Genomic DNA, 14,370 nt, shown 5'->3' with positions numbered 1-14,370 from the left:
CAGTAGTCACTCTTCAAGACTTGATATTTGTTTGCATCCGAAGATGCTGAGATATCAATCCTGCGAGTGCCCACACAGATTGTCTGATAAATTGTTAAAGAGCAGTGAGTCAGTCGCTTTCGCTTGCCAACTCGAGGTGGCGTATAATACGCTTTCCTCTTTCAGAGTCAACCCTTAATTTCAGGGTTTTTCACTCTCATCGCCGCCGTTACTCTGTGATGTTGTCCACATGTTCCGTGTCGATGGAGGCGCATTATAGGGAGTTCTCCCGGCGCTGCAACACTAAAATGACAGAAAAATGACTGACTGCTGCATTCCACAGCAAAACCCCGTCTTATACCCTTTTGCACACAGACTTATCCACAATCCGGATTTGAACTTAAAATTCGCGAGCGCGACGCAAACGTTTTCGCTACAATGCACCGCGATAAAATGGACACCCCCGATGGGGGCGTTAGCTGAGTTTTCGTCTCTTCTTTTCCTTAATTTCCCTTTTCTGCACCGCCAGAACTAAGGTGAAGACTAAAATTCAGCTAACGCTCTTCTATATGCGAACCAAAGCCAAGGGATAAAACCATGTCACAACGTCGTCCTGTACGCCGCGCACTGCTCAGTGTTTCTGACAAAGCCGGTATCGTCGAATTCGCTCAGGCCCTCTCCCAACGTGGAGTGGAGCTGCTGTCCACCGGCGGAACCGCCCGCCTGCTGGCAGAAGCAAACCTGCCGGTAACCGAAGTCTCCGACTACACCGGTTTCCCGGAGATGATGGACGGACGCGTCAAAACGCTGCACCCGAAAGTTCACGGCGGTATTCTTGGCCGTCGCGGTCAGGACGATGCCATCATGGCGGAGCACGCCATCTCTCCTATTGATATGGTCGTCGTTAACCTTTATCCGTTTGCCCAGACCGTTGCCCGCGAAGGCTGCTCTTTAGAAGATGCGGTTGAGAATATCGACATCGGCGGCCCAACCATGGTTCGCTCCGCGGCCAAGAACCATAAAGATGTGGCGATCGTAGTAAAGAGCAGCGACTACCAGGCGATCGTTGCCGAGCTGGACGCGAACGAAGGATCCCTGACGCTGGAAACTCGCTTCGATCTTGCGATCAAAGCTTTCGAGCACACTGCGGCCTACGACGGCATGATCGCTAACTACTTCGGTAGCCTGGTCCCGGCCTATCACGGCGAAAGTAAAGATCCTGCCGGGCGCTTCCCACGCACGCTGAACCTGAACTTCATTAAGAAGCAGGATATGCGCTATGGCGAAAACAGCCATCAGCAGGCCGCCTTCTATATAGAAGAAGAAATTAAAGAAGCATCCGTGGCAACCGCGGCCCAGGTTCAGGGCAAAGCACTCTCCTATAACAACATCGCGGATACCGATGCGGCGCTGGAATGCGTGAAAGAGTTCGACGAACCAGCCTGCGTTATCGTTAAACACGCCAACCCTTGCGGCGTGGCCGTCAGCGGTTCCGTACTCGAAGCCTACAATCTGGCTTATAAAACCGATCCAACCTCTGCCTTCGGCGGTATCATCGCTTTCAACCGTGAGCTGGATGCAGAAACCGCACAGGCCATTATTTCTCGCCAGTTCGTCGAGGTCATTATCGCCCCTTCCGCTAGCGAAGAAGCGCTGAAGATCACCGCGGCCAAACAGAACGTTCGCGTCCTGGTTTGCGGCCAGTGGCAGAAACGCACGGCTGGCCTCGATTTCAAACGCGTCAATGGCGGCCTACTGGTTCAGGATCGTGATTTGGGTATGGTGACAGCAGGCGATCTGCGCGTAGTCACTAAACGTCAGCCGACCGAGCAAGAACTGCATGACGCGCTGTTCTGCTGGAAAGTGGCGAAGTTCGTTAAATCCAACGCCATCGTTTATGCCCGTGACAATATGACCATCGGCATAGGCGCAGGCCAGATGAGCCGCGTCTACTCCGCAAAAATTGCCGGTATCAAAGCCAGCGATGAAGGCCTCGAAGTAAAAGGTTCTGCTATGGCTTCTGATGCTTTCTTCCCGTTCCGCGATGGGATTGATGCCGCCGCCGAAGCTGGCGTGAGCTGTGTGATCCAGCCGGGCGGTTCTATTCGTGATGATGAAGTCATTGCCGCCGCCGACGAGCATGGGATCGCAATGATCTTCACCGATATGCGCCACTTCCGCCATTAATTACCGGAGCGTTTATAGATGAAAGTTTTAGTTATTGGTAACGGCGGGCGCGAGCACGCGCTGGCCTGGAAAGCGGCTCAGTCCCCTTTAGTACGTACTGTATTTGTTGCACCAGGTAACGCAGGCACCGCGCTGGAGCCAGCGCTGCAGAACGTTGCTATCAGCGCGACGGATATTCCAGCTTTGCTTAGCTTTGCGCAGAACGAAAACATCGACTTAACCATCGTCGGCCCGGAAGCGCCGCTGGTGATTGGCGTGGTGGATGCCTTCCGCGCCGCTGGCCTGAAAATCTTCGGGCCTACCGAAGGGGCTGCACAGCTGGAAGGCTCGAAGGCTTTTACCAAAGACTTCCTGGCTCGCCACAATATTCCGACGGCGGAATACCAGAACTTTACCGAAGTTGAGCCTGCGCTGGCTTACCTCCGCGAGAAAGGCGCGCCCATCGTAATTAAGGCCGACGGCCTGGCCGCGGGTAAAGGCGTTATTGTGGCGATGACGCTGGAAGAAGCAGAAGCTGCCGTCAATGACATGCTGGCGGGGAACGCGTTTGGCGATGCAGGCCACCGCATTGTTATTGAAGAGTTCCTCGATGGCGAAGAAGCCAGCTTTATTGTGATGGTAGATGGCGAGCATGTTCTGCCGATGGCCACCAGCCAGGATCATAAACGCGTTGGCGACGGCGATACTGGCCCAAACACCGGCGGTATGGGCGCTTACTCTCCCGCTCCGGTTGTGACTGACGAAGTGCATCAGCGCACCATGGAACGCGTGATTTGGCCAACCGTGCGCGGTATGGCTGCCGAAGGGAATACCTACACGGGCTTCCTGTATGCCGGGTTGATGATCGACAAGCAGGGTAATCCGAAGGTGATTGAGTTCAATTGCCGCTTCGGCGATCCAGAAACTCAGCCCATCATGCTGCGTATGCAGTCAGATCTGGTCGAGCTGTGCCTCGCTGCCTGTGATGGCAAGCTGGATGAGAAAGATTCTAAGTGGGACGAACGTCCGGCTCTAGGGATCGTGCTGGCGGCGGGCGGTTATCCGGCCGACTATCGTAACGGCGACGTTATCCATGGTCTGCCACTGGAAGAAGTGGCCGATGGCAAGGTGTTCCACGCCGGGACTAAGCTCAGCGAAGATGACCGTGTGCTCACCAACGGCGGGCGCGTGTTATGCGTGACTGCGTTGGGCGAAACGGTAGCCAAAGCGCAACAGCGCGCGCTGGAGCTGAAAAAAGAGATTCATTGGGAAGGCAGTTTCAGCCGCTCGGATATCGGTTATCGCGCCATTGCGCGTGAAAACGCGAAGTAATCCCGACAGTACACACTAAACCGCCCGCGTGGCGGTTTTTTTATACCTAGAAATCGCCAGGCTTAGGCTGCCAACTGCAGAAGTTCTGGTTCGCCACCAGCAGCAGCTGTGAACCTTCCGGGGCTTCAAGCCAGGCAATACTGACGTCAAGGGAGGAGTTGCTCTGACGGCGCGCTATATGGCTCAGGGAGGCGCTATCAAGCTTTGGCGATAACGTTTCGCCTTCGCAGGTCGTTACCGTGCCGTTCTGGTGCCAGCGCCCCTGCCGCAGCACAACGTGGCCGATGCGCAGCGCTTCGCTAGTCTCACGAATACGACTGGCGTTGAACTGGTACAAAGCCACCTGATCGTTAGAAAGCTGCTGCTTCTGGCTATTCACTTCCCGCTGCATAAAGCTCAGGTCGCCGTGGTCGTCAAAGCGGACTTTGACATGCTCCGGCTGCTTGCCCTGAATATTGAGTTCGATAAAGGTCAGTTTGTCGCCCTGCCAGCGGTATTCCCCGGTGGTGGTGGCGCCGTGCTGCCACGGGCTAAACGCGGTAAGGATATGGGTAGATTCATCGGCGTTGTCTTTTCGCCAGATGCGCACCACGCCCTGGTCGGCAACATAGCCGGTAGCGGTAAAAGGAGGAAGTTTGTTACTGCTGCATGCCGTGAGCACCAGAACACCCGCCAGCGCCAGCAGCGGACGCCAGACGGACAAAAGGGGCGTAAACGCCCCTCTGTTAAAACTGTTCACTGACACGCGTTAACTTACTTAACCGCGTCTTTCAGTGCTTTACCAGAAACAAATGCCGGCACGTTAGCAGCAGCAATTTTGATTTCTTTACCGGTCTGCGGGTTGCGGCCAGTGCGCTCAGCACGGTGGTTCACTTTGAAGGTACCGAAACCAACCAGTTGTACAGCATCACCTTCTTTCAGAGACTCAGTAATTGCAGCCAGAGTGGATTCCAGAGCAGCTTTAGCCTGTGCTTTAGACAGGTCAGCCTTGTCAGCAATTACATCAATCAGTTGAGTCTTGTTCATAAGTTATCCTTACAATGTGTTTATCGCTTGCTAAGCATCGAGTGCGACGGAAATGCCTAAAAAGCACTCTCCTGCATACACGCACCGATAGCCACTTTTATTCGCCCCACAAATGTAGACCAGACGGGGGGTTAATTGGAAGCCTCCAGGGAGGACAAATCAGACTGTATGTCACGTTTTACTGTCTTACTGCTGCAAATTTATACCGATATTACTGATGCCGGCCTCACGGAGGTCAGCACGAAGCCCTTTAATGAGCTCAATATCGCGTTCTTCGCAGTCCGCCAGCAGCCGGAAAATCTCCCACTGAATGTCCCATTCTTCTTCTACCGCCGGGTTTGCTCTCAACTCCTCGTCGGTCATTTCACGACCGGCCTGAGTCATTTCCAGCATCGCCACCGAAGTGATTGAACATTTACTGACTTCGATTGCATGCTCCAGCGTTTCACCCGAGAGACGCGAGTGAATAAGCTCACTCAACGCCACGCACGCGTCAATCGCCGGATAGACACCGTAAATATCATAGTCGTCAGCCGCAGGAATTGCCTCTTCAAGTTTCTCTAACTGACTATCAAAGTTCACTTTGGCGTCTTTCACCGTTTGGGTTTCCCAAACCAGGTCCAGGATCTTGCGATAAAGCTGAGGATCGCCAAAGCCGGTTTGCTGGCAAAACATGGCGTAGTTCGGGTACATACGCTCGCACAAAGAAGCCATAAAAGTGACGTGCTGCCAGCTTTCCAGCTTCTCCAGGCGTAAATGAATAGGGTTCTGTAACATGACGATGTCTCAAAGACGGAAAATTAGCGGCAGTTTACCTGAATCACCTGCCGATTGCTTGCAGGCGCTTAAAAGCCGGGCGCCCGGAGGCAACGGCATCGGCCCAACGGGTTGGCTCCGGCAAACGGTAGCCGGCCATGCAGCGCTCCACCCACTTTAATGCGCCGTCGAGGCTTATGCGGTGCCCGGTAGAAATAAACAAAGGATTACAGCGTTTTTTACTGCGCCAGACCCAGGCCAGCTGCTCGCCTTTATACATCAATGGAGAACGAGCGCCGGGCTCGTCGCCCAACGGCTCAAACTTCCCGCACAGCCGCTTTTTCGCCACGCCAATCGTCGGCACATCCACCAACAGCCCAAAATGGCTGGCAACCCCTAAACGACGGGGATGCGAGATGCCGTGTCCGTCCACAAACACCAAATCAGGCTTCTGCGAAAGCATACCCCACGCCTCAAGCAGCGCGGGATATTCCCGGAAGGATAAAAAGCCGGGGATATAAGGCATGGTGGTGGCAATTCTTGCCACCTGATATTCAACCAACTCAAGAGACGGGTAGCTCAACAAAACGATGGCCGCGCGGGTGACGTCTCCGCCTTGTTCAAACCCCACATCGGCCCCGGCGATCAACCGCGGCGGATCCTGCTCAAGGCGATCCTCTCGGATCACCTTTGAGGCCAGATCCAGCTGTTGTTCTCGCAGTAAGGTGAGATCCATCTCTTGCCACCTTAGGCCCGGTGATATTGCGCGGACAGGCGATGCACAGCTTCCACAAAGACGCCAGCATGCTCTGGCGGAACGTCCTGGTGAATACCATGCCCAAGGTTAAAGACGTGCCCTTCTCCCTGCCCGAAACCAGCCAAAATGGTGGCAACTTCTTCTTCGATACGTGCTGGCTGAGCGTAAAGCATGGAGGGGTCCATGTTGCCCTGCAGCGCGACTTTATGGCCTACGCGACGACGTGCATCTGCAATGTCCGTTGTCCAGTCGAGGCCCAGTGCGTCGCAGCCGGTTTCCGCCATCGCTTCAAGCCACTGCCCGCCGCCTTTGGTGAACAGCGTCACCGGTACACGGCGGCCATCGTTTTCACGCAGCAGGCCATCGACAATTTTGTGCATGTAGTAGAGCGAGAATTCTTTGTAATCACGCCCGCTCAGCACGCCACCCCAGGTGTCAAAGATCATTACCGACTGCGCGCCCGCACGAATTTGCGCATTCAGGTACAGCGTCACGCTCTGCGCCAGTTTATCCAGCAGCAGGTGCAGCGCTTTCGGGTCGGCAAACATCATTTTCTTAATCACGGTGAAGGCTTTGCTGCTGCCGCCTTCCACCATATAAGTGGCCAGCGTCCACGGGCTGCCGGAGAAGCCAATCAGCGGCACTTCACCCTTCAGTTCACGGCGAATAGTGCGCACCGCGTTCATCACGTATGCCAGCTCGCCTTCCGGATCGGGAATCGGCAGCTTTTGAACGTCGGCCAGGCTTTGAATCGGGGAGCTAAAGCGCGGGCCTTCCCCGGCTTCAAAGTAAAGCCCAAGCCCCATCGCATCCGGGATGGTCAGAATGTCCGAAAAGAGGATCGCCGCATCCAGCGCGTAACGGCGCAATGGTTGCAGAGTGACTTCGCAGGCCAGCTCGGCGTTTTTGCACAGCGACATAAAGTCACCCGCCTGAGCGCGCGTCGCCTTATATTCCGGTAGATAACGCCCTGCCTGGCGCATCATCCACACAGGAGTGACATCTACCGGCAAGCGCTGCAGGGCGCGCAGGTAACGATCGTTCTTCAGTTCAGTCATGTTTACCTTTCCTTTAGCTGTATCGCCGCAGTCTATCATTCATAGTCCGCGCGACACAGGGCGACGGTATCTTCAATTAAGCGGCGCGCCACGGTGCCCGGCGGCGGTAACAGCGGCAGTTGGTCATAGCGATACCAGCCCGCATCCAGCAGCTCTTTCGGGTCAATCTTGATTTCACCGCTGTGATAATCCGCCATAAATGCGGTCATCAGCGACTGCGGGAACGGCCAGGGCTGGGAAGTCACGTAGCGCAGGTTTTTCACCTGAATACTGCTCTCTTCCATAACTTCGCGAGCCACCGCCTGCTCCAGCGTTTCGCCCACTTCGACAAACCCGGCCAGCACGGTGTAGACGCCGTTGCGGTGGCGCGTGTGCTGAGCCAGCAAGATATGATCATCCTTACGAATAGCGACAATAATGCAGGGGGCAATTTGCGGGTAATAGCGTTCCCGGCAGTGCCCGCAGAGCATTGCCCATTCGCTTTTGCTGAAGTGCATTTCATGGCCGCAGTAACCACAATACTTATGCGAGCGATAAAACTCGGCCAGTTGAACGCCTCGCCCGGCCAGCTGGAACAGGCCCACATCGCGATCCAGAAGCTGACGCAGCGAGCCCATATCCGAGCGGCGGTTTTCACGAATCAGCCAGACGGGCTCACCTTCCCACTCACCGATATCCAGGGCGCGGCTGCCTACGAGTTGAAATTCTTCCGCGCTGCCGTGAGGTAAGTCACCCTGAGGCAACCATATTTTTTGCTCATGGCTGACTATCCACCAACCATGATCTAAGTTTTGAATAACACGTTCCATAACCTGGTGCACATCCCCGTGTTCACTGATATAAACAATTAGTTTTTACTTTTTTGGGTTAGTTTGCGTTCAATCTTTTAACTCACGGAGTCTCAATCATGCTGAACCAGTTAGCCAATCTGACTGAGCGCGTTGGTGGTAGTAATGAGTTAGTTGACCATTGGCTGCAGGCCCGTAAGCACCTGTTGGTCGCCTATTACAACATGGTCGGGATCAAGCCTAACAAGGAATCGCACACCGCGCTCGACGAAAAAGCGTTAGACAATTTTTGCCACGGCCTGGTGGATTACCTCTCTTCCGGTCATTTCAGTATCTACGAGCGAATCATCAGCAACCTGGAAGGCAGCAGCCCGCTGCTAAGCGCAGCCCAGCTCTACCCTCAGTTGGAAGCCAACACCCAGCAAATCATGGATCTCTACGATTCCCATCTGGAAAACGCCATCGACCGCGACAGCTGGGTCGAGTTTCAGCAGGCGCTGTCGGAGATTGGCGAGTGCCTGGAGTCCCGCTTCACCCTTGAAGATAAACTAGTCCTCCTGGCTATTGATAACAACCTCGACGGCAGCGCCAGCGATCCTGCCGGGCTGGCAAGTCCAGCTTGAGTTGTTAGCTATTAACGAGTAATTTACAACTTTCCCACCGCAAGGTGGGATCATTCTTGTCGGAGTGCCGAGTGCGTTATGCACAGGCTGAGACCGTTAATTCGGGATCCGCGGAACCTGATCAGGTTAGAACCTGCGAAGGGAACAAGAGTAATTCTGTCTTTGGGTACACCCGTTCTCGGGCGGCCCATATCCATTACTCCTTCCGTTGTCCTGACAAGCCATATCCTGACTAAACCTGGAATGAGCTATGTCTGCATCTGAAAACAAACCAGGCCGCCGCGAACAGCGCGCCGCCGCCCAACACTTCATCAACACGCTTGAAGGCACCGCCTTCCCCAACTCCCGACGCATCTATCTGATCGGGTCACGTGAAGATATCCGCATCCCGATGCGCGAAATCCAACTCAGCCCAACGCTCATCGGCGGGAGCAAAGATGCCCCGCAATATCAGCCGAACGAGGCGGTTCCCGTCTACGATACCTCCGGCCCCTATGGCGATCCCGACATCGCCATAAACGTGTTAAACGGGCTAAATCCCCTACGCAGTGCCTGGATCGATGACCGCGGCGACAGCGAAACGCTGGGTGACCGCAGCTCCGCTTACACAAAAGCGCGTCTTGCCGACGACGGCCTGGACGAGTTGCGCTTTGAAACTCAGTCCAAACCTCGCCGGGCAATAGCCGGGCAATGCGTCACCCAATTGCATTACGCCCGCAAAGGCCTTGTCACCCCGGAGATGGAATTCATCGCCATTCGCGAAAATATGGGGCGCGAGCGTATTCGTGATGCCGTCCTGCGCCACCAGCATCCCGGCGAAGGGTTTGGGGCCCGCCTGCCGGAAAACATAACGCCGGAGTTTGTCCGCGATGAAGTCGCCGCCGGGCGAGCGATTATTCCCGCCAATATCAACCACCCGGAATCAGAGCCGATGATTATCGGCCGCAATTTCCTGGTGAAGGTCAATGCCAATATCGGCAACTCGGCAGTCACGTCTTCTATTGAAGAGGAGGTGGAGAAGCTGGTGTGGGCCACTCGCTGGGGGGCAGACACGGTGATGGACCTCTCCACCGGCCGCTACATTCATGAAACGCGGGAATGGATCCTGCGCAACAGCCCGGTGCCCATCGGCACGGTGCCCATCTACCAGGCGCTGGAGAAGGCGAACGGTATCGCCGAAGACCTGAGCTGGGAGATGTTCCGCGACACGCTGCTGGAGCAGGCAGAGCAAGGCGTGGATTACTTCACCATTCATGCGGGCGTGCTGCTTCGCTACGTCCCGATGACCGCGCAGCGCCTGACCGGGATCGTGTCGCGCGGTGGATCGATTATGGCGAAGTGGTGCCTGTCCCATCATCAGGAAAACTTCCTGTATCAACACTTTCGTGAAATCTGCGAAATTTGCGCCGCCTATGACGTTTCTCTTTCCCTGGGCGATGGCTTACGCCCGGGCTCCATTCAGGATGCCAACGACGAAGCGCAGTTTGCCGAACTGCATACGCTGGGCGAGTTGACCAAAATTGCCTGGGAGTACGACGTTCAGGTGATGATTGAAGGCCCGGGGCATGTGCCGATGCAGATGATTCGCCGCAACATGACCGAAGAACTAGAGCATTGTCACGAAGCGCCTTTCTATACCCTTGGCCCGCTCACAACCGATATCGCACCGGGCTATGACCACTTCACCTCCGGCATTGGCGCCGCCATGATCGGCTGGTTTGGCTGCGCGATGCTTTGCTACGTCACCCCGAAGGAGCACCTCGGCCTGCCGAACAAAGAGGATGTTAAGCAGGGACTAATTACCTACAAAATTGCCGCTCACGCCGCGGACCTGGCGAAAGGACATCCGGGCGCACAAATACGCGACAACGCGATGTCCAAAGCACGCTTTGAATTCCGCTGGGAAGACCAATTCAACCTGGCGCTCGACCCCTTCACCGCCCGCGCTTACCACGATGAAACGTTGCCGCAGGAATCCGGCAAAGTCGCGCATTTCTGTTCCATGTGCGGCCCTAAGTTTTGCTCCATGAAAATCACCCAGGAAGTGCGCGATTACGCCGCAAAACAGGCGAGAGATGCTGGCATGGAAGATATGTCCCAGCACTTTCGCGCCCGGGGCGGCGAAATTTATCTCAGACAAGAGGAAGCATAATGTCCAGACTCACTTTCCCTGCCACCTCACGCCGACTGGGCCTTTATCCGGTCGTCGACAGCGTGGAATGGATCGAACGTCTCCTCGGGGCAGGCGTCAAGACCATCCAGCTCCGCATTAAAGACAAACGCGATGCAGATGTTGAAGCCGACGTCATCGCCGCCATTGCACTGGGCGAACGCTACAACGCTCGCCTGTTCATTAACGATTACTGGCGACTGGCCATCAAACACGGCGCCTACGGCGTACACCTCGGCCAGGAAGATATGGATGTCGCCAACCTGGCTGCGATAAGCGAAGCCGGGTTGCGTCTGGGGCTTTCAACCCACGACAACATGGAAATGGATCGCGCCTTAAGCGCAAACCCGTCCTACATCGCGCTGGGCCATGTCTTCCCTACCCAAACCAAGCAGATGCCCTCTTCCCCTCAAGGGCTGAATAAGCTGGCAGAACATATTCAGACGCTGGGTGATTACTCCACCGTCGCCATCGGCGGAATAAGCATCGATCGCATACCTGCCGTCTTAGCCACCGGCGTGGGCAGCGTCGCCGTCGTCAGCGCCATTACACAGGCTCCCGACTGGCGCATCGCCACGGCGAAGCTACTCGACCTGGCGGGAACTGGCGATGAATGACGCAGATTTTATGCGCTATAGCCGCCAGCTACTGCTGGAAGACGTGGCGATTGAAGGGCAGGAAAAACTGCTGTCCAGCACGGCGCTGGTCGTAGGTCTGGGAGGCTTAGGTTCACCTGCCGCGCTGTATCTCGCCGCCGCTGGCGTAGGCAAGCTTATCGTCGCGGACGATGACAGGGTGCATATCAGCAATCTCCAGCGCCAGATCCTGTTCACCTCAGAAGATATTGAGCGCCCGAAATCTTCCGCAGCCCACCAGCATCTGCAGCGCCTGAACCCAGGCGTAAAAATTGTTCCGCTGGCAGAAAGGCTAACGGGAGCTTCTCTGACAGAAGCCGTGCGTGAGGCCGACGTGGTGCTGGACTGCAGCGACAATATGGCAACCCGCCAGGCAGTAAACGCCGCCTGCGTGGCCGGGAATACGCCACTTATCACCGCCAGCGCCGTCGGTTTTGGCGGCCAGATGATGGTGCTAACACCGCCCTGGGAACATGGCTGTTACCGCTGCGTTTGGCCTGACGAGAGTGAATCCGAACGCAACTGCCGCACCTCCGGCGTCATCGGCCCGGTCGTGGGCGTGATGGGCACTCTTCAGGCGCTGGAGGCCATTAAATTACTTACCGGCATGACGCCTGCTGCTGGCGCTTTGCGCCTGTTTGACGCCCGGCAACATAGCTGGCGCACTCTGGCGATGCAAAAATCAGCCACCTGCCCGGTCTGCGGAGGCCGCGATGCGCATTCAGTTTAACGATGAATATCTGGAATGTACGGCCGGCCTGACGCTCGCAGCCCTTCTGGCCCAGCTTGATCAGGGCAAAGTTGGCGCGGCACTGGCCGTTAATCAAACTATCATCCCACGTGAACAGTGGAGCAATTATCTGCTGCGCGAGGGGGATACCATTCTGCTGTTTCAGGCAATTGCCGGGGGCTGACATGTTACAGATTGCCGATAAAACCTTTTCCTCCCGCCTGTTCACCGGCACCGGAAAATTCTCCTCCAGCCAGATGATGATCGACGCGATTCGCGCTTCTGGCTCACAGCTTGTCACCATGGCGATGAAACGCGTGGATTTACGTGGCCATAGTGATGACATTCTTCAGCCACTGCAGCAGGCAGGCGTGCATCTGCTGCCCAATACTTCCGGGGCGAAAACGGCAGAAGAAGCTATTTTTGCAGCACAGCTTGCCCGCGAAGCGCTGGGAACGAGCTGGGTTAAGCTGGAAATTCATCCTGATGCCCGCTATTTACTCCCGGACCCGATTGAAACGCTGAAGGCCGCCGACGCTCTGGTCAAACAGGGATTTGTGGTGCTGCCTTACTGCGGCGCCGATCCCGTGCTCTGCAAACGTCTGGAAGAAGCCGGCTGTGCGGCCGTGATGCCGCTCGGCGCGCCCATCGGCTCAAATCAGGGTCTGCAAACACGCGCGCTGCTGGAAATCATCATTGAGCAATCCCGCGTGCCTGTTGTTGTCGATGCGGGGATCGGTGCACCAAGCCATGCAGCCGAAGCGTTAGAAATGGGGGCTTCTGCCGTGCTGGTCAATACCGCCATAGCGGTCGCCCGTGACCCGGTACAAATGGCGCAGGCGTTTCGTCTGGCTGTGGAAGCCGGAAGCCTTGCGGCACAGGCCGGGTTAGGCTCTCGCCACCAGCAGGCTCAGGCCTCCAGCCCGCTGACCAGTTTCCTGCAGTTTAGCGAGGAGAATGCCTGATGGCAGAAACCTTTACCGACCGCTGGCGTCAGCTGGACTGGGACGATATCTCCCTCAAAATTAACGGTAAAACGGCGGCAGATGTCGAACGCGCGATTAACGCCTCCCGCCTGACGCGAGAAGACTTGATGGCTTTGCTCTCTCCTGCCGCCAGCCGTTACCTGGAGCCTCTTGCTCAGCGGGCGCAGCAGCTTACGCGTCAGCGCTTCGGCAACACGGTCAGTTTTTACGTGCCGCTCTATCTCTCTAACCTGTGCGCCAACGACTGTACTTACTGCGGCTTTTCCATGAGCAACAAGCTGAAGCGCAAAACGCTGGATGAAGCGGAGATTGAGCGGGAATGCGCGGCTATCCGTGCCCTGGGGTTCGAACATCTTTTGCTGGTGACCGGCGAGCACCAGACCAAAGTCGGCATGGATTATTTCCGCCAGCATCTGCCGGCTATCCGCAGCCGCTTCAGTTCGCTGCACATGGAAGTCCAGCCGCTGGACGAGCATGAGTATGCCGAACTCAAAACCCTCGGGCTTGACGGCGTGATGGTGTACCAGGAAACCTATCACCCGGCGACCTACGCCCAGCACCACCTGAAAGGCAACAAGCAGGATTTCTTCTGGCGGCTGGAAACGCCCGACAGGCTGGGCCGCGCGGGTATCGATAAAATCGGCCTTGGCGCGCTAATTGGGCTGTCGGGCAGCTGGCGCACCGACTGTTTTATGGTGGCCGAACACCTGCTTTGGCTACAGCAGCGCTACTGGCAAAGCCGATATTCTGTCTCCTTCCCGCGCCTGCGCCCGTGCACCGGCGGCGTAGAACCAGCCTCAATCATGACTGAGCAGCAGTTGGTGCAGACGATCTGTGCGTTCCGCCTGCTTGCGCCGGACGTGGAATTGTCGCTTTCTACCCGGGAATCACCGTGGTTCCGCGACCACGTGATCCCATTGGCGATTAACAACGTCAGCGCGTTTTCGAAAACACAGCCCGGCGGCTATGCCGATAATCACCCGGAACTTGAGCAGTTTGCCCCACACGATGGCCGAACGCCGCAGGAAGTTGCTGCCGTGCTCCGTCAGTCAGGTTTGCAGCCGGTCTGGAAGGACTGGGATCACTTTCTGGGAAGAAACGCGCAATCCTGATGTAACACACGGCAAGGGGATGGATAAGTTTCGGTGTTTACCGAAAGAACGTCGATCGGTCGTTGTCGCTTCTCTGCCGTTCAAATACCGTCCTCCGGTCAGTTCAGATATCTGACCGGAGCGGCAGCAAACGCCTCCTCACGCCGCTCCGCCTTCGCAACTGCCGTCTTGATTCTTCGAGAAAAAGCAAAAATGTAACCGGTTTCAGTTTTCTGCAGTTTCTTTTGTGATACCTGACACACAATCGGGTTA

Annotated in this window: 15 protein-coding genes and 1 riboswitch; of the genes, 9 read left to right on the top strand and 6 right to left on the bottom strand. The window is 56.1% G+C overall.

Annotated features, from left to right (window positions below; genetic code table 11):
• Positions 1 to 576 precede the first annotated feature (576 nt).
• Positions 577 to 2,166 (top strand): bifunctional phosphoribosylaminoimidazolecarboxamide formyltransferase/IMP cyclohydrolase, encoded by a 1,590-nt coding sequence (gene purH, locus F3J28_RS21935; RefSeq protein ID WP_166879781.1) that lies wholly within the window; start codon positions 577 to 579, stop codon positions 2,164 to 2,166.
• Positions 2,167 to 2,184: 18 nt separating this feature from the next.
• Complete coding sequence (gene purD / locus F3J28_RS21930; protein WP_166879778.1) at positions 2,185 to 3,477, top strand: phosphoribosylamine--glycine ligase; 1,293 nt, start codon at positions 2,185 to 2,187, stop codon at positions 3,475 to 3,477.
• 46 nt (positions 3,478 to 3,523) lie between these two features.
• On the opposite strand, the gene F3J28_RS21925 is transcribed toward purD, so the two are convergent.
• The 6 genes from F3J28_RS21925 to nudC all read right to left on the bottom strand — a co-directional run bounded on the left by F3J28_RS21925 (position 3,524) and on the right by nudC (position 7,883).
• Positions 3,524 to 4,216 carry a DUF1481 domain-containing protein gene (locus F3J28_RS21925; protein WP_166879775.1) on the bottom strand — a complete coding sequence of 231 codons (693 nt, stop codon included), beginning with the start codon at positions 4,214 to 4,216 and terminating at the stop codon, positions 3,524 to 3,526.
• Between the two features lie 14 nt (positions 4,217 to 4,230).
• A complete protein-coding gene (gene hupA, locus F3J28_RS21920; RefSeq protein WP_002884342.1) occupies positions 4,231 to 4,503 on the bottom strand; it encodes a nucleoid-associated protein HU-alpha in 273 nt (90 codons plus the stop codon).
• 186 nt (positions 4,504 to 4,689) lie between these two features.
• Positions 4,690 to 5,280: a YjaG family protein gene (locus F3J28_RS21915; RefSeq protein ID WP_008460165.1), complete on the bottom strand. Its 591-nt coding sequence runs from the start codon at positions 5,278 to 5,280 to the stop codon at positions 4,690 to 4,692.
• A gap of 43 nt (positions 5,281 to 5,323) precedes the next feature.
• Positions 5,324 to 5,995, bottom strand: coding sequence for a deoxyribonuclease V (nfi, locus tag F3J28_RS21910; protein ID WP_166879772.1), 672 nt, complete (start codon positions 5,993 to 5,995; stop codon positions 5,324 to 5,326).
• 11 nt (positions 5,996 to 6,006) lie between these two features.
• A complete protein-coding gene (hemE, locus tag F3J28_RS21905; protein ID WP_039289270.1) occupies positions 6,007 to 7,074 on the bottom strand; it encodes a uroporphyrinogen decarboxylase in 1,068 nt (355 codons plus the stop codon).
• A 35-nt stretch (positions 7,075 to 7,109) separates the two neighbouring features.
• The gene (gene nudC / locus F3J28_RS21900) at positions 7,110 to 7,883 is read right to left on the bottom strand and encodes an NAD(+) diphosphatase (protein ID WP_008460162.1); all 774 of its coding nucleotides are present in this window, start codon (positions 7,881 to 7,883) and stop codon (positions 7,110 to 7,112) included.
• A gap of 98 nt (positions 7,884 to 7,981) precedes the next feature.
• On the opposite strand from nudC, the gene F3J28_RS21895 reads away from it, so the two are divergent.
• The 7 genes from F3J28_RS21895 to thiH all read left to right on the top strand — a co-directional run bounded on the left by F3J28_RS21895 (position 7,982) and on the right by thiH (position 14,118).
• Positions 7,982 to 8,485, top strand: coding sequence for an Rsd/AlgQ family anti-sigma factor (locus tag F3J28_RS21895; RefSeq protein WP_008460161.1), 504 nt, complete (start codon positions 7,982 to 7,984; stop codon positions 8,483 to 8,485).
• Positions 8,486 to 8,535: 50 nt separating this feature from the next.
• Positions 8,536 to 8,646, top strand: a riboswitch (TPP riboswitch).
• A gap of 89 nt (positions 8,647 to 8,735) precedes the next feature.
• Complete coding sequence (thiC, locus tag F3J28_RS21890) at positions 8,736 to 10,637, top strand: phosphomethylpyrimidine synthase ThiC (RefSeq protein WP_166879770.1); 1,902 nt, start codon at positions 8,736 to 8,738, stop codon at positions 10,635 to 10,637.
• Positions 10,637 to 11,272 carry a thiamine phosphate synthase gene (gene thiE / locus F3J28_RS21885; protein WP_166879767.1) on the top strand — a complete coding sequence of 212 codons (636 nt, stop codon included), beginning with the start codon at positions 10,637 to 10,639 and terminating at the stop codon, positions 11,270 to 11,272. The genes thiC and thiE overlap by 1 nt, the downstream gene beginning before the upstream one ends.
• Positions 11,265 to 12,020, top strand: coding sequence for a HesA/MoeB/ThiF family protein (locus tag F3J28_RS21880; RefSeq protein WP_166879765.1), 756 nt, complete (start codon positions 11,265 to 11,267; stop codon positions 12,018 to 12,020). Before thiE ends, F3J28_RS21880 begins: the two co-directional genes overlap by 8 nt.
• Complete coding sequence (thiS, locus tag F3J28_RS21875; protein ID WP_166879763.1) at positions 12,004 to 12,204, top strand: sulfur carrier protein ThiS; 201 nt, start codon at positions 12,004 to 12,006, stop codon at positions 12,202 to 12,204. The genes F3J28_RS21880 and thiS overlap by 17 nt, the downstream gene beginning before the upstream one ends.
• Before the next feature lies 1 nt (position 12,205).
• Positions 12,206 to 12,985, top strand: coding sequence for a thiazole synthase (gene thiG, locus F3J28_RS21870; protein ID WP_205247284.1), 780 nt, complete (start codon positions 12,206 to 12,208; stop codon positions 12,983 to 12,985).
• Positions 12,985 to 14,118 (top strand): 2-iminoacetate synthase ThiH, encoded by a 1,134-nt coding sequence (thiH, locus tag F3J28_RS21865; RefSeq protein ID WP_166879757.1) that lies wholly within the window; start codon positions 12,985 to 12,987, stop codon positions 14,116 to 14,118. The genes thiG and thiH overlap by 1 nt, the downstream gene beginning before the upstream one ends.
• Positions 14,119 to 14,370 lie beyond the last annotated feature (252 nt).

Source organism: Enterobacter sp. Ap-1006 (genome assembly GCF_011752835.1).
Lineage (GTDB): Bacteria > Pseudomonadota > Gammaproteobacteria > Enterobacterales > Enterobacteriaceae > Cedecea.
This window is presented reverse-complemented; position numbering and strand designations above follow the sequence as displayed.